The following is a 20,113-nucleotide window of genomic DNA, read 5'->3' on the forward strand; positions in this document are numbered from 1 at the left end:
TTCTAACGCCCAAACGAAAAAAGGCGGATCAGTAAAATACTGATCCGCCTTTCTCTTATATGGTAGCGGGGGCAGGATTCGAACCTACGACCTTCGGGTTATGAGCCCGACGAGCTACCAGACTGCTCCACCCCGCATCAAACTGGCTGTTTACCGGGGAGCCCCCCGATCAACGTGCGCGTATATTAAGGATTAGCCTGGGCTCTGTCAATTGATATTTTCAAACAGGTCGACGGGATAATGCATCGTTTCTTCCGCCTGCTCCCGATAGAACCCCACTGAATCAATCGCTTCCTGAACCGGCCGGAAGGAACGGCGATGGTGCACGGTGGCGCCGTGGCAATTCAGTGCTTCCAGGTGCACCGGCGTGGGGTAGCCTTTGTGTTGGGCCAGGCCGTATTCCGGAAACTGCGCATCGAGCTCGGCCATTTCCCGATCCCGAACCACTTTGGCGATGATCGATGCGGCGCTGATCGCCTCGACACGGCTGTCCCCCTTGATGACCGGCTCGGACGGCCAGTGCCACTTCGGACAGCGGTTGCCATCCACCAGCACATATTCCGGCTGCACCGGTAAACCAGCGACCGCACGCTCCATGGCCACCATGGTAGCCTGATAGATGTTGAGGCGATCAATCTCGCCTGCTTCCGCCCGCCCAATGCACCAGGCAGTGGCGTTTTCGATAATCTGCTCGTAGAGTGCCTCACGGCGTTTTTCCGTGAGCTTCTTGGAGTCGGCTAGGCCGGCAATGGGTCGCCGAGGATCCAGGATCACCGCGGCGGTGACGACGGCACCGATCAACGGGCCGCGACCGACCTCATCCACGCCGGCCAGCAAGGTGCCATCATAGCGGCAGTGAAAAGGCGGCAGCGGTGGTTTGCTCATGAGGCGCGCCTTTGCTCGACCAGAGCGGAAATGGCATCGGCGGCGCGCTCATCGGCGTTCTGCCGTAACTGGTGGTGCAGTTTGGTGAATTCGGCTTTCAGGTGCGCCCGTTCTTCGCGGTTCTCCAGGCGCTCCAGTACCGCGGCACCGAGGGTCTCGGGGGTGGCGTCATCCTGCAGCAACTCCGGCACCAGCGGTTTGCCGGCCAGCAGATTCGGCAGCGCCACGTGGGGCACTTTCACCAGCCGGGACACCAGGGCGTAACTGAAGTTACTCAGGCGATACCCCACCACCATGGGCTTTTTCAGCAACATGGCTTCCAGGGTGGCGGTGCCCGAAGCCAGCAGCACCACATCGGCGGCGGCCATCACTTCGCGGGAACGGCCCCGCACGATGGTCACCGGCAACGCCACGTCCAGGGCTTCCACCAGCCCCCGCACCTGTTTTTCCCGGTCCCGGTTCACACAGGGAATCACCAGTTGGAGATCCGGGCGAGACGACTGGATTTCCCGTGCGGCAGAGAGAAACAGGCTGCCCAACCGCTCCACTTCCCCACCCCGACTGCCCGGCAGGATGGCCAGCACCGGCTGGTCCTCGTTCAGACCCAGATCACGGCGTGCAGCCCGGGTATCCGGCTCCATGGGTATGCGGTCCGCCAGGGGATGACCCACAAAGGTGACCGGCACGTCGTGTTCTTCGTAGAATCGCGCCTCGAAGGGAAACAGGGTCAGCATCAGATTGACGGATTTGGCGATCTTGAAGATACGCTTCTGGCGCCAGGCCCAAACCGACGGGCTGACGTAGTGAGCGGTGGGAATGCCGGCGTCACGGCAGCGCCGCTCAACCCCGAGGGTGAAATCCGGCGAATCGATTCCGATAACCACATCGGGTGGCGTGGTCAGGAAGTACTCCATCAGCCGGCCGCGGATGCTGAACAGCTCGCGGATGCGGCCCAGCACTTCCACCAGCCCCATCACCGACAATCGCTCCATGGGCACCAGCGAGTGAAAACCCGCGGCTTCCATTTCCTCGCCACCGATGCCGACGAAACGCGCCCGCGGATAGCGGGCGCGAAGCGAGCGAATCAGGCCGGCGCCGAGTATGTCACCCGATGCCTCGCCTGCCACAATACCGAACGTTATGGGTCGGTCACTGATGACCGAAGGGTTAGAACTGTCCATCACCGCTCCGGCCCGGTCAGCGGATGATGCCGCGGTGTGCACCACGAAGGGATTCGATCAGCGGACGAACTTCGACCACGTCCGGATAGGCTTTTTCCAGTTCCTCGACAGCCTGCTCGGTTGTCAGGCCCTGACGATAGATGGTCTTGTAGGCGCGACGCAGGGTCAGCAGCACCTCTTTGCTGAAGCCACGGCGGCGAAGGCCTTCCACGTTCATACCATGAGGCGCCGCCGACTGGCCGCTGGCCATCACGTACGCCGGGATATCCTTGAGAACGATACTGCCGCCGGCTGCCATGCTGTGAGGGCCAATGTGACAGAACTGGTGCACCATGGTGCCGCCACCGAGAATGGCGTGATCACCTACAGACACATGCCCGGCCAGGGTCGCGCAGTTGGCCAGTATGGTGTTGTCTCCCACGGTGCAGTCGTGGGCCACATGGACGTAGGCCATCAACAGGTTGCCGCTGCCGATCCGGGTCTCGCCCCGATCCTGTACGGTGCCCCGGTGGATGGTGCAGTTCTCACGGATGACGTTGTCATCACCGATGAACAGCGTGGTCGGCTCACCTGCGTATTTCTTGTCCTGGCACTCTTCACCAATGCTGCAGAACTGGAAGATGCGGTTGTTGCGGCCGATGCGGGTCGGCCCTTTTACGACCACATGGGACAGGATTTCAGTGCCCTCTCCGATTTCCACATCCGGACCGACATAGCTCCACGGCCCAACGGTGACGTTATCCGCCAGTTTGGCTGATGGGTCTACAATCGCTTGAGGATGGACACCCGACCAGTCATTTGTCGCCATCAAACTTCTCTCTCAGCGGTCAATATGTCGGCCACACAGACGACTTCCCCATCGACCAGTGCCCGGCACTCGAATTTCCAGATTCCGCGCTTGCCGGAGATGAAAGTCGATTCCATGCAGAGTCGATCTCCCGGCACCACGGGGCGCTTGAAGCGCACCTTACTGGACCCAGCCAAATATTGTATCACGCCGTCTGAGGGTTTCCGTTCAACGGTCACAAAACCCAGGATGCCGGAAAGCTGCGCCATCGCTTCTATGATCAGCACTCCGGGCATGATGGGCTTGTTGGGAAAATGGCCCGTAAAGAATGGCTCGTTAAAGGAAATGTTCTTAAATCCCTTGATCGATTTGCCTTTCTCGACTTCCGTCACCCGATCCACCAGCAGGAACGGGTATCGATGGGGCAAAAATTCCAGTATCTCTTCAATGTACATCATCTTTAAACGGCCTCAGCCTTCGGATTTCTTTTCCAGTTCTTTCAGCTTCCGTGCCATGGCATCCAGCTGACGAAAACGAACTGCGTTCTTGCGCCATTGACGGTTCGTGTCTGCGCTGGTGCCCGATGAGTACACGCCGGGTTCGCGTATATCGCCCGTCACCAGTGTCATGCCGGTCAAGTGGACCTGATCGGCAATCTCGAGATGCCCGGCCACGCCCGAGGCGCCACCAAACACACAATGCTTTCCAATACGGGTACTGCCGGCGATACCCACCATCGCGGCCATGGCACTGTGATCGCCAATGCTTACGTTGTGGGCGATCTGGATCAGGTTATCCAGCTTGACGCCATCGCCGATGACGGTGTCATCCAGCGCGCCCCGGTCGATGGTGGTGTTGGCACCCACTTCCACATCATCACCCAGGATCACCCTGCCTATCTGCGCAATCCGGTGCCATACGCCCCGCTCATTGGCAAAGCCGAAGCCGTCCGAGCCGATCACGGCACCGCTGAGGATATGACAACGCTGCCCTATGACCGTGTCGTGCGCCAGAGTGACCCGGGGGCGCAGAACCGTCTGATTGCCGATGCGGCTGCGGGCGCCCACAATGGAACCGGCGCCAATCACAACGTCGTCACCGATGTCGGCCTCGGCCTCGATCACCGCCTGGGGACCAATGGAGGCCGAGTCTGAAATGCGGGCAGTAGGATCAACCACCGCGCTCGGATGAACGCCGGCTGACGGGCGTGGCGAGGGGTCGAACCAGTGGCTGAGGCGAGCGTAGCCGAGGTAGGGATTGTCCAGTAACAGGACATTGGTCGGAGATTCGTTTGCCACCGAGGGCGACAGGATCACTGCTGATGCTTGCGTGTCCTTGAGGTACTTGCCGTACGTTGCGTTGGCCAGAAACGCAATCTGACCCGGCACCGCCGCCTGCAGCGTAGCAATTCCACGGATCGGTGTTTCCGGGTCGCCCTTGAGCTCCGCACCGAGTTCGGCGGCAATGTCGCCCAGCCGATAACAACGTTCTGTCATCACGTACTCCAGAAGTCAGGGCCGGCGGTGTAACCGATGCCAGCCCATGCCAGGCTCGTTCAGCGGTTAAGCTTGTTCAGCAGCTCATCGGTCAGATTCATTTCCGGCTTCACGTAAACCACGGCTTCGCTCGGGAGAATCATGTCCAGATCGTGCTCTTCCAGCAGTTCCTTGACGGCAGCATCCACATCGGGCCGGGCATCTTCCAGGAACGCCTGCTTGCGGTTGGCAACGGTGGTGTCGAGGCGCTGTTTGAGGAAGTTGAACTCTTTCACTTTCTCCTGGAATTGCCCGGTGAGCTCGTTGCGCTCGGACTCATTCATCATCGCGCCGTCTTTCTCGAGCCGGTCCTTCAATTTCCGCGCTTCCTCCTGGGCCTCGCGCACCTGGGCCTCATCATCGGCAAAATCCCGCTGCAGGCTTTCGCTGAACGTTTTTGCCTCGTTGGAGGAAAACAGCGCCTGACGAAGATCAACAACGCCAATACGGGTTTCGGCCATCGCCGGGAAAGACAGGGTCAGCGCCAGCATGGCAGCCATCGTTGCAAAGCGGAACATGCTATTTCTCCTATGATTCATTCTTTTTTTGTTTATCGTCCGTTGATCAGAACGTCTGTCCCAGCGAGAACTGGAAGATCTGGGTATCGTCGCCACTCTTGTCGTTCAGTGGCTGCGCCAGACTGAAGGCCAGCGGGCCCACGGCGGTAATCCACTGGAAACCGACACCGGCAGAAAGCCGGAGTTCGTCGGCGGCCGGGTCAAAGTCCCGGTCCGAATCGAATACCTGACCGGCATCCACGAAGAACGCGGTGCGCATGGAACGGGTATCGCCGGCGAACGGCGTCGGGAAGATCAGCTCCAAACTGCCCTCGGTCAACAGATTGCCCCCGAACGGATCCGGATCTGACAGATCGTTCGGGCTGTTGGTTGCCCGCGGACCCAGAGAGTTTGCCTCGTATCCCCGCACAGAGCCATAGCCCCCGGCGTAGAAATGTTCATAAAACGGCATGATGTCACGATCGCCGTAGCCGTCACCGTAACCGACCTCGGTACGTGCACGCACCACCCAGGTCTGATTGTCGTTCAATGGCTGGTAGAAATCCGTCCTGTGGCTCAGCTTGTAGAAGGTGAGATCACTGCCGGGTACCGCAACGTCTGCAGACAGCGAGTGACTGTAACCGTCACTGGGCAACACGCCCCGGTTCAGCGTGCTACGACGCCAGGAGCCGAAGAGGAAGTAATTGTTGAAATCATTGCCTTCCTCGGCGATGAAATCACGGACTTCCTGAGCGGAAAATACGCCTTCCTGAATTTTTGACAGGGTGTAGCCCACGCCGAAGTTGAGGCGGGTAATGTTGTCTGTCGGATAGCCAAAGGTGACGCGGCCGCCATACTCGTCCAGCAGATAGGATGAGATATCCTGCTCTTCGAAGTCGGTTTCCCGCGCAAACACACTAAAGCCCCGGCTGACGCCGTCGACAGTGTAATACGGGTCGGAATAGGAGAAGTTGGCGCTCTTGATGGAATCACTGACGTTGACGCCGAATGAGACCCGCTTGCCGCTGCCGAAGAAGTTGTTCTCGGACACATTGGCACCGAGGATAACCCCGGACGCCTGGGAGAAACCGACCGAGGCAGACAGGCTGCCGGTGGGCTGCTCGACCACAGAGTAGTTGACATCAACCATGTCGTCGGTACCCGGCACCGGGACCGTATCCACATCCACGGTCTGGAAGAAGCCAAGCCGCTCCAATCGGGTCTTGGAGAACTCGATGCGATCCGTGGAGGCTACGCCACCCTCCATCTGGGTCATCTCCTGGCGCATCACCTCGTCACGTGTGGAGACATTGCCGCTGAAATTGACACGCCGCACATAGGCGCGCTTACCCGGCTCCACAAAAAAGGTCACCGCAGCGGTGTTGTCATCGCCAGGTTCTGGTACCGCATTAACGTTGGCAAACGCGTAACCCTCCCGACCCAGCCGGCGAGACAGCCGCTCGGATACCGCCGTGGCAGTGGAACGAGAGAACACATCGCCCTCCTCGATCGGTATCAGGTCCCGCAGCTCGTCTTCATCAACAATCAGTTCGCCACGCAACCGGACCTCAGATACGGTGTATTGAGGCCCCTCATTGAGTGCAATGGCAATAAACACTTGCTTCTTGTCGGGAGAAATCGACACCTGACTGGATTCCACGTTGAAATCCAGGTAGCCACGGTCCAGGTAGAACGAACGCAGGGATTCGAGATCACCACTGAGTCGCTCGCGGGCGTACTTGTCAGCATTGGTAATGGAGCTCCACCAGGTGCTGGTGCGCAACTCGAACAGGTCCAGCAGCTCCTCGTCGTTAAAATCCTCGTTGCCGATGACGTTGATGTGCTGGATGGCGGCAACGTCGCCCTCGTTGATGTCCAGTTTGATCGCCACCCGGTTGCGGGGAAGCTCATCAGCGGTGGCCTTGACGCGCGCGTTGTAGCGGCCCTGGCTGATGTAGGAACGCAGAATCTCGAGCTCGAGACGCTCAAGCGTCGCCCTGCGGAACACCTGACCCTCTTCAAGACCGGCACTGGACAGCGCATCCAGCAGCATATCGGATTCAATATTCTTGTTACCTTCGATATCGATCGAGGTAATGGACGGCCGCTCCTGAACATTCAATATCAGCACACCGCCATCGCGGCTGGCTTGAATGTCAGTGAACAGACCGGTGCGGAACAGATCCTTGATGGCTCCGGCCAGCTCGACCTCATCGACAGGCTCGCCAATATTGACTGGAAAGGCAGAGAATACCGTACCCGCGGAAACCCGCTGTAATCCCTCAACCTCGATATCGGAAACCGTGAATTCGTCAGCCTGCGCTGAGCTCATGCCGGTGCCGGCCAGTGCCAACCCGATAGCTACACCTAGAAGAGAACGTCTCATTCAGTCATTTCGCCTGTTAATGCGCGTAAGGAGCCCGCAATTCTCACAACCGCATCAGGTCGTTGTAAAGAGCAAACACCATTAATGTGAGAATCAATGCCATACCAATTCGTAATCCAAGCGCCTGAACCTGTTCGGAAAGCGGCTTCCGGCGAATCGCCTCGATGGTGTAATACACGATGTGTCCACCATCCAGCACCGGCACCGGCAACAGGTTCAGCACACCCAGGCTCACACTCAGGTAAGCTAGGAAGCGGATAAAGTCTTCAAACCCGGAGCTGACACTCGCCTCGGCCACCCTCGCAATGGTGATCGGGCCACTGAGATTGGTCGGGGATAACAGCCCGGTCACCATTTTCTTGATCGCCACCAGCGTCAGGCGGGTATCCGCCCAGGTCTCACTTACGGCATTGGGTATCGCCGCTAGCGGGCCGAACTGAACGTCCCGGAGCACCTCGTCCGGCCACGACACCTGGGCCACGCCGGCCCCCACGAAACCGATGTTCTGGCCGGCGTCCGAGGTTCGGGATTCCGGTGTGACCGACACGTTGATGATTTCACCACCCCGCTCCAGCGAGATGTCCAGCGTCTGCTCCGGCGAGTTACGGATCACCTCCACCAGCTCGAACCAGTTCGCCACGGGCTCGCCGCCAACGGCCATTATCCGATCGTCCGGCTGCAGGCCTGCAGCTTCCGCGCGGCCACCACCGGCGATCTCACCGAGCACGGCCGGAATATCCGGGCGCCAGGGCTGCACACCGAACTCACCCAGCGGATCAGGATTATCGTCCCGCAGGCGCCATCCATCCAGGGTCGTGCTCAATTTGTCCCGCCGACCCTCGTCACTGACAGCGACCACCACGTTACTGTGTTCGCCCGCCCTTTCCAACAGCCGCATATTGATATCACGCCACGACGTGACCCGATGCCCATCCACTTCATGGATTTCCATGCCCTCGGCCAGACCCATGCGCTCGGCAATGCTGTCCGGCGTCACATCGCCGACGATGGGCGCAACCGTGGTGAAACCCACCACGCTCAGCAACCAGTACGCGAAAATGGCAAACAGGAAGTTGGCAACAGGGCCGGCGGCGGCGATCGCAATCCGGCGGGAAGGCGGTTTGGAGTTGAAGGCCTGATCCCTGAGCTCGTCAGGCACCGGCCCCTCACGCTCATCCAGCATTTTGACATAGCCACCCAACGGAATGGCGGCGATCGCAAACTCAGTGCCGTGGCGGTCATACCAGGAAAACAGAGGCTTACCGAAGCCCACGGAAAAACGCAGCACCTTTACACCGCAACGACGGGCCACCCAGAAATGACCGTACTCGTGGAGGGTCACCAGGATACCCAGGGTCAGAGCCAGCGCCAATATGGTTTGTACTATGTGCATAGTGCTCTCGGTATTATTTTCAGGTCAGGCCAACTACCAAACGAATGGCGCCGGGGATACATCAGACAGCCAGCCGCTCTATCTGTTCCCGCGCAAACCGGCGAGCCTCGGCGTCCTTGGCAAAGATGATCTCAAAGCTGCTGCCAGCTACCACCTCGGTCGCGGCCAGTGTGCGCTCTATGATAACGGGGATATCGGTGAAACCAAGGTCGCCCGCGAGAAAAGCCGCCACCGCCTCTTCGTTGGCGGCATTCAGCACCGCGGGCGCCGTTCCACCAGCGTGGAAAGCTTCCGCTGCAAGCCGCAGACACGGAAAACGGTGAAGGTCCGGCCGCTCGAAATGGAAGCGGCCAATGGCAAACAGATCCAGCGGAGCCACACCGGCATCAATCCGCTCCGGCCAGGCCAGGCCATTGGCGATGGGGGTTCGCATGTCAGGGCTGCCCAGCTGCGCCAGCACAGAACCGTCAGCGTACTCCACCATGGAGTGGATGATGCTTTCAGGGTGAACGTGCACCTCGATCCGCGACGGATCAGTATTGAACAGCCAGCACGCCTCAATCAGCTCCAGCCCCTTGTTCATCAGCGTGGCGGAATCCACCGAAATTTTCTGGCCCATGGACCAGTTCGGATGCGCACACGCCTGGGCTGGAGAGACCGTTTTGAGGTCCTCATTGGAGTGGCTGCGAAAAGGCCCACCGGAGGCCGTCAGCAGAATTCGGGTAATGCCCGCGCCCCGTGGATCACGCACACGGTCTGCCGGCATGCACTGGAAAATGGCATTGTGCTCACTGTCGATGGGCAGCAGTTCGGCACCGGACGCGGTCACGGCGTCCATAAACAGTTGGCCGGACATCACCAATGCTTCCTTATTGGCCAGCAGAACCCGCTTGCCGGCGCGCACAGCAGCCAGTGTCGGCGGCAATCCGGCTGCGCCGACAATCGCGGCCATCACCGTATCGACGCTTTCTGCCGCCGCCACCTCACACAACCCCACCTCGCCCTGAAGCACGGTGATTTCCGGTAGATCTGACAAACGCTGAGCAAGAGTCTCGGCGGCGTCCGCATCGGCCATCACCGCACGCTGTGGACGGAATTCCCGACACAACTCAGCCATTTCCTCTACCCGGATATTGGCTGCCAGTCCATACACGCGGAAACGGTCCGGATGCCGGCGGATCACGTCCAGGGTGTTGAGACCAATCGACCCGGTCGCCCCGAGGATGGTGACATGGCGCATGACGATGCTCACCACTGCCCCGTCGTCAGCCAGCCCAGCTGGGTGATAATCAGCGCGAACACCGGGATGGCAGCGGTCAGGCTGTCAATGCGGTCCATGATACCGCCATGTCCGGGCAGCAACTGGCTGCTGTCCTTAATGCCACGGAAGCGCTTGAGCATGCTTTCAAGAAGGTCGCCGAGTACCGACACGAAGCCGGTAACCAGGCTGGCAATTACCAGCAACAGAGTCTGTTCAAGGGGCGCAGAGGCCGCCTGACTGACCACCACCGCGAACACGGCCACGGCGGCGAGACCGCCCCAGACTCCGGCCCAGGACTTGCCCGGACTGACCCGAGGCGCCAGCTTGGCTTTGCCGAACGCCCTGCCGGCAAAGTAAGCGCCGATATCCGCCACCCACACGACACAGAACACGTAAAGAATCACCAGAAGATTGTTGGCAACGTCACCGAACTGCAGCGAACCTGTGCGCAAATGGTTGAGACCCACCCAGGCTGGCACCAACACCAGCAAGCCCATCAAAGCTCTCACCGGCACGCCGCCCCAGCGATCCGAACCGGCCGGGTAGCGCCTGACCATCAGGAAGCAGACCAGCCACCAACCGAGGGCCAGCCACAGCACCGCCACCGCTGGCACATTCAACAGGCCGAACATGACGGCAGCAACAACCGCCGCATAACCCACGCGACTGCCCTGCGACGTCAGTCCGGACATGTTCGCCCACTCCCAGGCACCAATGGTAATGATGGCGCCGGTAAACAGCGCAAAGCCGAGCGGGGGCAGGAAAAAGATGCCGCCGATGGCAATAGGGGCAAGAATAAGCGCGGTAATAATTCTGGTTTTTAGCACAATAGAGTTCGCTGTCTTGTCGTTATTGTTCCGGCTGGCGAGCGGCGATCTGGTCGTCCGTCTGCCCGAACCGCCGTTGGCGACAGGCATAGGCCCGCAGCGCCCCCCGCATTTCATCTTCCAGAAAATCGGGCCAGTATACCGGCGAGAAATAGAGTTCGGTGTACGCCAGGTGCCAGAGCATGAAGTTGCTGATCCGCTGTTCTCCAGCGGTACGGATCATAAGGTCCGGCATCGGCAGATCGCCAATGGACAGGTGCTGCTGAATCAGGCTGTCAGTGATATCCGACGGCTCGATCTGCCCGGCCTGTACCATGTCAGCAACCTTACGGGTGGCTTGGGTGATGTCCCAATGCCCCCCGTAATTGGCAGCAATAACCAGGGTCATCAGCGTATTGTGGCGGGTCAGCTCTTCGGCCTTTTCCATGTGTTCCTGGAGTGTCGGGCTGAAAGCTGAGCGGTCACCGATGATGCGCAGGCGGATGTTGTTGCGATGCAGCTTCTTGACTTCCCGCTCGAGCGCGAAAAGAAACAGGCGCATCAAAGCAGAAACTTCGTCTTGCGGCCGCCGCCAGTTCTCGCTCGAGAACGCGAACAGGGTCAGCACCTCCACACCCTCGCGCGCGCAGGTTTCCACGACTGCCTTGACCGCATTCACGCCGGCCTTGTGACCAGCGACCCCCTTCAGCCGCCGAGCCTTCGCCCAGCGGTTGTTACCATCCATGATAATGGCCACATGCCGGGGCCGGCTATCGGCCGACACCGGAATTTCTGCGGATACAGTTTCCGTCATGAAGTCCCCTGCTCAACCAGCAACGCAGTGCCGGCTGATCGTTTCATTCGAAGCAGACCCGGCCGATCAAACGGCCATCAGGTCCTCTTCTTTCGCTTTGAGCATCTTTTCGACTTCGGCGATGTAGCGATCCGTCAGTTTCTGGATGTCGTCTTCGCCTTTGCGCTCTTCGTCTTCATTGATGTCCTTTTCCTTCAGCAGGTCCTTCAGCATGGTGTTTGCATCGCGACGCGCGTTACGGATAGAGACCCGACCATGTTCGGCGTCGGCTTTCGCCTGCTTGACCATTTCCTTACGGGTTTCTTCAGTCAGCATCGGCATAGGCACACGGATAACGTCGCCGTTGTTCGCCGGATTCAAGCCCAGGTCCGAGGTCATGATGGCCTTCTCGATCACCTGCAGCAGGTTCTTTTCCCAGGGGGCAACGGTCAGCGTGCGATTGTCTTCCACGTTCACGCTGGCAACCTGCTTGAGCGGTGTTTCCTGGCCATAGTAATTCACCAGAACGCTGTCGAGAATGGCCGGATGGGCGCGGCCGGTGCGGATCTTGTTAAATGCCGAGTGCAGAGCCTCAAGGCTCTTCTTCATCTTGTTATCAGCATCAGATTTGATGTCGTCAATCACTGGAGCATCCTCAATTCGTGTTACAGGTCAGTCCGTTTTCCGGCTCGCTTCTGTGCGGGCCGTCAACCACGTTATTCGATCAGTGTACCTTCTTTTTCGCCGGTCACGATGCGGATCAGCGCGCCTGCGCGATTCATGTCGAACACCCGCAGCGGCATGCCGTGATCACGGGCCAGACAGATGGCGGTCAGGTCCATCACGCCGAGTTTCTTGTCCAGCACCTGATCGTAAGTCAGGTTATCGTATTTCTCTGCGGTCGAATCGAGATGGGGGTCCGCAGAATAGACGCCGTCCACCTTCGTGGCTTTCAGTACCGCATCGGCCTCAATTTCAATGCCACGCAAACACGCCGCCGAATCCGTGGTGAAGAAGGGGTTGCCGGTACCGGCACAGAAAATCACCACGTCGCCGTCTTTCAGATCGCGCACTGCGCGGCGGCGATCATAATGCTCAACGATGCCGCTCATGGGAATGGCCGACATGACACGCGTGCGTATGTTGGAGCGCTCGAGCGCATCCCGCATGGCCAGACCGTTCATAACCGTCGCCAACATGCCCATGTGGTCGCCGGTTACCCGGTCCATGCCGGCGGCGTTCAGAGCCGCGCCGCGGAACAGATTGCCACCGCCGATCACCAGGCCCACCTGAACGCCAATGCCGATCAGAGCACCGATTTCCAGCGCCATGCGATCAAGAACTTTGGGATCAATGCCGAAATCGTGCTCGCCCATCAGGGCCTCGCCACTGAGCTTGAGCAGAACACGCTTGTATCTGGGCTGGGTTTTGGATGAAGTCGGCATGGTGATCCCCTTTTCGTCTGTTGGCTGCTATCTGGCGCGACAAGCTTCGCAGGCTTGTATATGACATACCCCTCTCTGAAAAGGGGTATCTCAGATACAAGCCCGCCACGAGAGCCGGGTTTCCCCAACTAACGTGGCAGACTCAGGTGGCGCTGCAAACCGGGTCTGCAGCGCCTTTCAGAAAGATCAGGCCTTGCCGGTGCCGGCTGCTGCTGCAACCTCGGCGGCGAAGTCCACTTCTTCCCGTTCAATGCCTTCACCCACTTCCAGGCGAACAAAGCCGACCAGTTCGCCACCGGCGGACTTGATCAGTTCACCCACAGTCTGGTCCGGATTTTTTACGAAAGGCTGCTCAACAAGGCTGTTTTCCTTGAGGAACTTCTTGATACGGCCGCCCATCATCTTCTCGACGATTTCGGCAGGTTTGCCTTCCATATCCGGCTGGGCCTTGATGACCTCTTTCTCTTTCTCGAGCTCTTCAGCAGGCATCTCTTCCGGCTTGCCAACGCGCGGGTTGACCGCGGCAGCGTGCATGGCGACGTCACGGGCTACTTCAGAGTCGCCGGCGGTCAGGGCCACAACGCAGGCAATCTTATTGGTGCTGTGAACATAGCCACCTACAACCGGGCCTTCCACTTTCACCAGACGACGAACAGTGATGTTTTCGCCGATCTTCTGAACCAGCGCTTCACGCTTGCCTTCCAGATCGCCTTCCATCAGCTTGGCAACATCGGTTTCGCCTTTTTCGAACGCCACGTTCAGCACGTCGTTCGAAAAGTTCAGGAAGTTGTCGTCACGGGCAACAAAGTCCGTCTCGGAGTTCACTTCCAGGATGTAAGCAACGGTGTTGTCGTCGGAAATCTTGACCAGAGACACGCCTTCAGCGGCGGTACGGCCGGCTTTCTTGGCGGCTTTGAGGCCAGAAGACTTGCGCAGCTCTTCAATGGCAGCGTCAACACTGCCTTCAGCTTCAACCAGTGCTTTTTTGCACTCCATCATGCCAAGGCCGGTGCGCTCACGCAGCTCTTTGACCATTGCAGCGGTAATTGCAGCCATGTTCAATCCTCTTGTTCCGAATTCGGTGGGAAGACAGGCCTGGTCACAAAACCGGGCCTGCCCAACATCTCACATCTGAAGGGAAAGCTTACTCAGCAGCGGGAGCAGCGCCTTCAGTGTCTTCACTGACTTCAACAAACTCGTCAGCGCCGGCACCGCCAGCCTGGGCTGCGTCGATGCAGGTGTCAGCAACAGCCTTCACGTAGATCTGGATAGCGCGAATGGCGTCATCGTTGCCCGGGATAACGTAGTCAACACCGTCGGGATCGCTGTTGGTATCAACAACACCGATAACAGGGATGCCCAGCTTGTTGGCTTCCTTGATGGCAATGCGCTCGTGGTCCACGTCGATTACGAACAGTGCGTCCGGCAGGCCACCCATGTCCTTGATACCACCGATTGAACGCTCAAGCTTGTCCATCTCACGGGTGCGCTCGAGGGCTTCTTTCTTGGTCAGCTTGTCAAAGGTGCCGTCCTGACTCTGGGCTTCCAGGTCACGGTAGCGACGGATCGACTGACGGATGGTTTTGTAGTTGGTCAGCATGCCACCCAACCAGCGGTGGTTTACAAACGGCTGACCGGAGCGCTCGGCTTCTTCCTTGATGATTTTCGCCGCGGCGCGCTTGGTGCCCACGAACAGTACCTTGTTCTTGCTCTCTGCCAGTTGCTGAACGAACTTGAGCGCGTCGTTCATGGCAGGAACGGTCTGTTCCAGGTTGATGATGTGAATCTTGTTACGGGCGCCGAAGATGAACTTCGACATTTTCGGGTTCCAGTAACGGGTCTGGTGACCGAAGTGAGCACCTGCCTTGAGCAGGTCACGCATATTTACCTGAGCCATGATATTTACCTTTTAGCTTCGGGTTAGTCCTCCACGCATCCGATTGACCCAACCAACCTCCTTATAAGCAGGAGCTGGCACCCTGGGACAACGTGTCGACACGTGTGTGAATTTGCTGGATTCGTTTCCAGCGGGCGCGTTTATACCATAAAACGCCAAGGCCACGCCATTATTTTTGCCTGCACGCTTCCTTGTACCCGGCCCTCGTCCCCCTTAAAATGCCGGTCTGATGTACACCAATGGGAAGCCCAATGCAGGTATCGATCAAAACTCCGGAAGAAATCGAAAAAATGCGCGTCGCCGGCCGGTTGGCCGCCGAGGTTCTCGAGATGATCGGGGAGCATGTGAAGCCCGGCGTCAGCACCGAGGAGCTCGACCGCATTTGCCACGACCACATCGTGAACGTGCAGAAAGCGATTCCGGCCCCCCTGAACTACAAGGGTTTTCCGAAATCCGTGTGCACGTCGGTCAACCACGTGATCTGCCACGGCATTCCCTCAGAAAAGAAAGTATTGAAGGACGGCGACATCCTCAACATTGACGTCACTGTCATCAAGGACGAATATCACGGCGATACCAGCAAGATGTTCGTTGTGGGGAAACCGAAGCCGGGTACAGAGCGGCTCATCGACATCACCCAGGAGTGCCTCTATAAAGGCATCGAACTGGTCAGGCCCGGCACCCGGCTGGGGGATATCGGCCACGTCATCCAGCAGCACGCAGAGAAGCATCGCTATTCAGTGGTTCGCGACTACTGTGGCCACGGTATCGGCAAGGTGTTCCACGAAGAGCCGCAAGTGATGCATTACGGCAAACCGGGCACCGGCATGGAGCTGCAGGAAGGCATGACGTTCACCATTGAGCCGATGATCAATCAGGGCAAGTACCACACCAAGCTGCTTCCGGACGGCTGGACCGTAGTCACCAAGGATCACAAGCTTTCCGCCCAGTGGGAACACACCATTCTGGTGACCGCTGACGGGTACGAGGTGCTCACGAAGCGCACGGAAGAGTCTCTCTAGGTGAACCGAAGCGAGCTGGAATCCCGCATAAGCAACGACACTTCCCCGGTTAGTGCGGCCCGCGAGCTGCTGCGGGAGCGATATAATGCCGATGCGGAAGCTTTTCGCCAGGGGGCCGACGTGCGCTCCCTGGTCCATTCCAGAGCCGACACCGTCGACACCGTACTGCGCCTGATCTGGAACCGGTACCCGTTTGCCGCCTCCTCGGACATATCGCTGATTGCGGTCGGCGGCTACGGCCGCGGCGAGCTCCATCCCCACTCCGACATCGATTTGCTGATCCTGACCCGCAGCGGCATCCGCAAGGAGTGGCAGGAGGATCTCGGCGCCTTTATTACGCTGTTGTGGGACCTGAAGCTCGACATCGGCCACAGCGTACGCAGCATTGACGAGAACAAGGCGGCTGCCCGCGAAGACATCACCATTCTGACCAACCTGCTGGAGACGCGGACCATCGCCGGGCCAGACGAGTTGAGGGAGATCCTCAGCGAGGAAGTTTACTCCGACGATGTCAGCTCCGATCGCGATTACTTCATCGCCAAACGGCAAGAACAGCAGCAGCGGCACCAGAAGTACGGCGACACCGAGTACAACCTGGAGCCCAACGTAAAAGGCTCCCCCGGTGCATTGCGGGACATCCAGACCATTGGCTGGATTACCAAGCGGCACTTCGGACTGCAGAACATCGCCGACCTGACGCGCTTCTCCATACTCACCGAAGAAGAGCACCAGATTCTGTTCCAGGGCGAATCCTTCCTCTGGCGCCTGCGCTTTGGTCTCCAACTGATCGCCGATCGCAACGAGAACCGCCTGTTGTTCGATCACCAGCGGGCGTTGGCGGAAATGCTCGGCTATAAAGACGAGGGTAAGCGCCTGGGCGTGGAACTGATGATGCAGTCCTACTACCGCACGGTACTGGCACTGGCTGAGCTGGCCGACGTGATTCTGCAATACTACGACGAAGCCATTCTCGGCGCCGGCGAAGCCGGCGACATCCAGCCGCTGAACAAGCGTTTCCAGGTCCGCAACCTCTATATAGAGGCAGTGAACAACCAGGTGTTTGCCTACGCCCCTTACTCCATCATGGAAATCTTCGTGCTGATGGCCCAGCACCCGGAGATCAAGGGTATACGCGCCACCACCATTCGATCACTGCGAGCGCACCGGCACCTGATTGACGATGCTTTTCGCGGGGACCTGGCGGTCACCTCCCTGTTTATGGAACTGTTGCGGACGCCCCACGCCCTGGATCAGACGTTGTCTGCGATGAAAAAATACAACGTGCTGGGCCGTTATCTTCCGGAGTTCGGGCAGATCATCGGGCAAATGCAACACGATCTGTTCCATATTTATACGGTAGATGCCCACACCATGCGGGTGATACGCAACATGGTGCGACTGACCAGCCCGGAAGCCCGAACCGAATACCCGCTGGCCTCACGCCTTATTCATCGACTGCCGAAGCTGGAAACTCTGTTTATCGCGGGCCTTTACCACGACGTTGCCAAAGGCCGCGGGGGCGATCATTCGGAGCTGGGAGCGATTGATGCAGAAAACTTCTGCGAGCGGCACCATCTGAGCGCCCGGGATACCCAGCTGATTTCCTGGCTGGTGGAAAACCACCTGCTGATGTCCATGACCGCGCAGCGGAAGGACATTTCCGATCCCGACATCATCCACGCGTTTGCTCAGGCGGTGCCGAGCCAGGCGCACCTGGATTATCTTTATGTCCTGACGGTGTGCGACATCAGCGCCACCAACCCCAAGCTCTGGAATACCTGGCGCGCATCGCTGTTGCGCCAGTTGTTTATCGAGACCAAGCGGGCGCTGCGACGGGGCACCGAGACCCCGGTGGACCGCCAGGAGTGGGTGCAGGCAACCCAATCCGAGGCGCGGGAGATACTCCGCGCCCAGAACATGACGGATGAGCAGATCGACGGGATCTGGAACACCCTCGATGAGGACTATTTCCTGCAGGACTCCACGGTGGATATCGCCTGGCAGACCGCAGCCATCATCCGCCACGGTGACAACCCCGATCCGCTGGTGCTGATCCGCGACACCCGCGGCGGGCCCACCGACGGCTACTCACAGATCATCATCTACATGCGCGACCGGGTTGCGTTGTTTGCTGCGACCACTGCTGTGCTGGAACAACTGAACCTGAACATCGTGGACGCACGCATCAGCTCCGGTGAAAGCCCCTATTCGGTCAGCTCCTACGTGGTGCTGGACGAGAAAGGGAAGCCCCTTGGCATAGATCCGGCCCGCAAGGATCGTGTGCGCAAACGCCTGATCGAGGAACTGGACGACCCGGACGACTACCCGGACATCATCCACCGACGCACACCACGGCAGCTCAAACACTTCGCCTTCCCCACCGAGGTGACACTGTCAAACGACACCATTAACCAACGCACGGTCATTGAAGTGATTACCCCCGATCGCCCCGGCCTGCTGGCCCGCGTCGGCCAGGTGCTGCTGGAACACCGGGTGCGACTGACCAACGCCAAGATCGCCACCCTCGGTGAGCGGGTGGAAGACGTGTTTTTCGTCACCGACGAGCAAGGTGAGCAGATCAGCGACCCCGCTGTCTGCCAGGCCCTGCAGGAAGATCTGCGTACAATGCTGGACGATAGCCAATGAACCCCAATCTGGACCGACTGCACCCCTATCCGTTCGAAAAGCTGGCCAGGCTGAAAGCCGGTATCACCGCGCCGGACCACCTGCGATCCATCTCGCTCGGCATTGGTGAACCCAAGCACCCGTCACCGGAATTTGTGAAGCAGGTGATCGCCAACAACCTGGACAAGCTGGCCAACTACCCCACCACCAAGGGGCTGGATGAGCTGCGCGAAGCCATCAGCAACTGGGCCACCCGCCGCTTCAGACTGGCACCCGGCACCCTTAGCGCCAGCGATCACATCGTGCCGGTGAACGGTACCCGCGAGGCCATCTTCTCGTTGGTTCAGGCCGTGGTGGATGCGTCCGGGCCGGCCACCGTTGTCAGCCCGAATCCGTTCTATCAGGTATACGAGGGAGCGGCGTTCCTCGCGGGCGCAACGCCGGTGTACCTGCCCTGCGACGGTAGCAACGGCTTTATCCCGGACTTTGACCGGGTGCCCGAGTCTGTCTGGCGCGAGTGCCAGGTATTGTTCCTGTGTTCACCGGGCAACCCCAGCGGCGCGATCATGCCGAGAGAGACCCTGATCCGGGTTATCGAGCTTGCCGACCGCTACGACTTTATTGTGGCGTCAGACGAATGCTACTCCGAACTGTACCCGGACGAGACTCATCCGCCGGAGGGGCTGCTGCAAACCTGCGCTGCCATGGGGCGCGACGACTACGCCCGTTGCGTGGTGTTCCACAGCCTGTCCAAGCGCAGCAACCTGCCCGGGTTGCGCTCCGGATTCGTGGCCGGCGATGCCGCGATTCTCAAAGGCTATCTGAAATACCGCACCTACCACGGCTGTGCTATGCCGATTCACAACCAGCTGGCCAGCATCGCCGCCTGGCAGGACGAAGACCACGTGCGGGAGAACCGCGCCGCCTACCGGGCGAAATTCGAAGCCGTGGTGCCCATCCTGCGGGAAGTGATGAACGTGGACTTCCCGGATGCCGGGTTTTACCTCTGGCCCGAAACCCCGATGGACGACGAAACCTTTGCCCGTGAGCTCTCGGCGCAGCAGAACGTTCATGTGCTGCCGGGGCGTTACCTGTCCCGCACGGTGGATGGTCACAATCCGGGCGAGAACCGGGTGCGCATGGCGCTGGTCGCACCGCTGGAAGACTGCGTTGAGGCGGCCAGACGGATCGTCGACTTTGTTAGGGCAAATCAGGCATGAAGATTTACGGCATCAAAAACTGCGACACGGTGAAAAAGGCCCGAAAGTGGCTAGATGAGCAAGGCGTGGCCTACGAATTTCACGATTTCAAGAAAGACGGCCTGGATGACGCCACCCTGACCCGCTGGGAAGACGCGATCGGCTGGGACGCGCTGGTAAACCGCCGCGGCACCACCTGGCGCAAACTTCCGGATGAGGTTCGTGATACCATTAGCGCCCAGTCCGCCCGCGACATCATGCTGGACAACCCGTCAATCATCAAACGCCCCGTAGTCGAGCACCAGGGAAGCGTCAGTGTCGGGTTCAATGCCAGCGAGTGGGCCACCCGTTTCTCACACGAATAACCCTCATACTTTCTTAAAGATCACAGGAGCAACCAT

19 protein-coding genes and 1 tRNA gene are annotated in these 20,113 nt (G+C 59.2%); 4 read left to right on the forward strand and 16 right to left on the reverse strand.

Annotation, left to right across the window (positions count from 1 at the left end; genetic code table 11):
• Positions 1–60 precede the first annotated feature (60 nt).
• From R0125_RS16395 to rpsB, 16 genes are all read right to left on the reverse strand, one after another.
• Positions 61–137, reverse strand: a tRNA-Met gene (locus tag R0125_RS16395).
• A gap of 70 nt (positions 138–207) precedes the next feature.
• A complete protein-coding gene (gene rnhB / locus R0125_RS16400; RefSeq protein ID WP_317238837.1) occupies positions 208–885 on the reverse strand; it encodes a ribonuclease HII in 678 nt (225 codons plus the stop codon).
• Entirely contained in the window at positions 882–2,066 is a 1,185-nt protein-coding gene (gene lpxB / locus R0125_RS16405; RefSeq protein WP_317238838.1) for a lipid-A-disaccharide synthase, read from the reverse strand. Before lpxB ends, rnhB begins: the two co-directional genes overlap by 4 nt.
• 16 nt (positions 2,067–2,082) lie before the next feature.
• A complete protein-coding gene (gene lpxA, locus R0125_RS16410) occupies positions 2,083–2,874 on the reverse strand; it encodes an acyl-ACP--UDP-N-acetylglucosamine O-acyltransferase (RefSeq protein ID WP_248185330.1) in 792 nt (263 codons plus the stop codon).
• Positions 2,874–3,311 carry a 3-hydroxyacyl-ACP dehydratase FabZ gene (gene fabZ, locus R0125_RS16415; RefSeq protein ID WP_248185331.1) on the reverse strand — a complete coding sequence of 146 codons (438 nt, stop codon included), beginning with the start codon at positions 3,309–3,311 and terminating at the stop codon, positions 2,874–2,876. The genes lpxA and fabZ overlap by 1 nt, the downstream gene beginning before the upstream one ends.
• A 12-nt stretch (positions 3,312–3,323) precedes the next feature.
• Entirely contained in the window at positions 3,324–4,349 is a 1,026-nt protein-coding gene (gene lpxD / locus R0125_RS16420; protein WP_317238839.1) for a UDP-3-O-(3-hydroxymyristoyl)glucosamine N-acyltransferase, read from the reverse strand.
• 59 nt (positions 4,350–4,408) lie between these two features.
• Positions 4,409–4,906 carry an OmpH family outer membrane protein gene (locus R0125_RS16425; RefSeq protein ID WP_248185333.1) on the reverse strand — a complete coding sequence of 166 codons (498 nt, stop codon included), beginning with the start codon at positions 4,904–4,906 and terminating at the stop codon, positions 4,409–4,411.
• Positions 4,907–4,952: 46 nt separating this feature from the next.
• Positions 4,953–7,271 carry an outer membrane protein assembly factor BamA gene (gene bamA, locus R0125_RS16430; protein ID WP_317238840.1) on the reverse strand — a complete coding sequence of 773 codons (2,319 nt, stop codon included), beginning with the start codon at positions 7,269–7,271 and terminating at the stop codon, positions 4,953–4,955.
• Positions 7,272–7,314: 43 nt separating this feature from the next.
• Entirely contained in the window at positions 7,315–8,664 is a 1,350-nt protein-coding gene (gene rseP / locus R0125_RS16435; protein ID WP_317238841.1) for an RIP metalloprotease RseP, read from the reverse strand.
• 61 nt (positions 8,665–8,725) lie between these two features.
• Complete coding sequence (ispC, locus tag R0125_RS16440) at positions 8,726–9,904, reverse strand: 1-deoxy-D-xylulose-5-phosphate reductoisomerase (RefSeq protein ID WP_410797727.1); 1,179 nt, start codon at positions 9,902–9,904, stop codon at positions 8,726–8,728.
• 8 nt (positions 9,905–9,912) lie between these two features.
• Positions 9,913–10,752, reverse strand: coding sequence for a phosphatidate cytidylyltransferase (locus R0125_RS16445; RefSeq protein ID WP_317238843.1), 840 nt, complete (start codon positions 10,750–10,752; stop codon positions 9,913–9,915).
• A gap of 22 nt (positions 10,753–10,774) precedes the next feature.
• Positions 10,775–11,545, reverse strand: a complete 771-nt coding sequence (gene uppS / locus R0125_RS16450) for a polyprenyl diphosphate synthase (RefSeq protein WP_317238844.1) — start codon at positions 11,543–11,545, stop codon at positions 10,775–10,777.
• Between the two features lie 66 nt (positions 11,546–11,611).
• Complete coding sequence (gene frr / locus R0125_RS16455; RefSeq protein WP_248185339.1) at positions 11,612–12,169, reverse strand: ribosome recycling factor; 558 nt, start codon at positions 12,167–12,169, stop codon at positions 11,612–11,614.
• 71 nt (positions 12,170–12,240) lie between these two features.
• Positions 12,241–12,969 carry a UMP kinase gene (gene pyrH, locus R0125_RS16460; protein ID WP_317238845.1) on the reverse strand — a complete coding sequence of 243 codons (729 nt, stop codon included), beginning with the start codon at positions 12,967–12,969 and terminating at the stop codon, positions 12,241–12,243.
• Positions 12,970–13,155: 186 nt separating this feature from the next.
• On the reverse strand, positions 13,156–14,025 hold the full coding sequence (tsf, locus tag R0125_RS16465) for a translation elongation factor Ts (RefSeq protein ID WP_248185341.1): 870 nt from the start codon (positions 14,023–14,025) through the stop codon (positions 13,156–13,158).
• Between the two features lie 88 nt (positions 14,026–14,113).
• Positions 14,114–14,866 (reverse strand): 30S ribosomal protein S2, encoded by a 753-nt coding sequence (gene rpsB / locus R0125_RS16470; protein ID WP_248185342.1) that lies wholly within the window; start codon positions 14,864–14,866, stop codon positions 14,114–14,116.
• A gap of 251 nt (positions 14,867–15,117) precedes the next feature.
• Between rpsB and map the strand changes: the two genes are divergently transcribed.
• Genes map through R0125_RS16490 form a run of 4 tightly spaced genes read left to right on the forward strand, consistent with a single transcriptional unit; the run spans position 15,118 to position 20,077 of the window.
• Positions 15,118–15,888: a type I methionyl aminopeptidase gene (gene map, locus R0125_RS16475; protein ID WP_317238846.1), complete on the forward strand. Its 771-nt coding sequence runs from the start codon at positions 15,118–15,120 to the stop codon at positions 15,886–15,888.
• The gene (locus tag R0125_RS16480; RefSeq protein ID WP_317238847.1) at positions 15,889–18,534 is read left to right on the forward strand and encodes a [protein-PII] uridylyltransferase; all 2,646 of its coding nucleotides are present in this window, start codon (positions 15,889–15,891) and stop codon (positions 18,532–18,534) included. It abuts the gene before it with no gap.
• On the forward strand, positions 18,531–19,733 hold the full coding sequence (dapC, locus tag R0125_RS16485; RefSeq protein WP_317238848.1) for a succinyldiaminopimelate transaminase: 1,203 nt from the start codon (positions 18,531–18,533) through the stop codon (positions 19,731–19,733). The genes R0125_RS16480 and dapC overlap by 4 nt, the downstream gene beginning before the upstream one ends.
• Complete coding sequence (locus tag R0125_RS16490) at positions 19,730–20,077, forward strand: ArsC family reductase (RefSeq protein WP_248185346.1); 348 nt, start codon at positions 19,730–19,732, stop codon at positions 20,075–20,077. Before dapC ends, R0125_RS16490 begins: the two co-directional genes overlap by 4 nt.
• Positions 20,078–20,113 lie beyond the last annotated feature (36 nt).

The organism is Marinobacter sp. M-5 (assembly GCF_032911545.1).
Classification (GTDB): Bacteria; Pseudomonadota; Gammaproteobacteria; order Pseudomonadales; family Oleiphilaceae; genus Marinobacter; species Marinobacter goseongensis.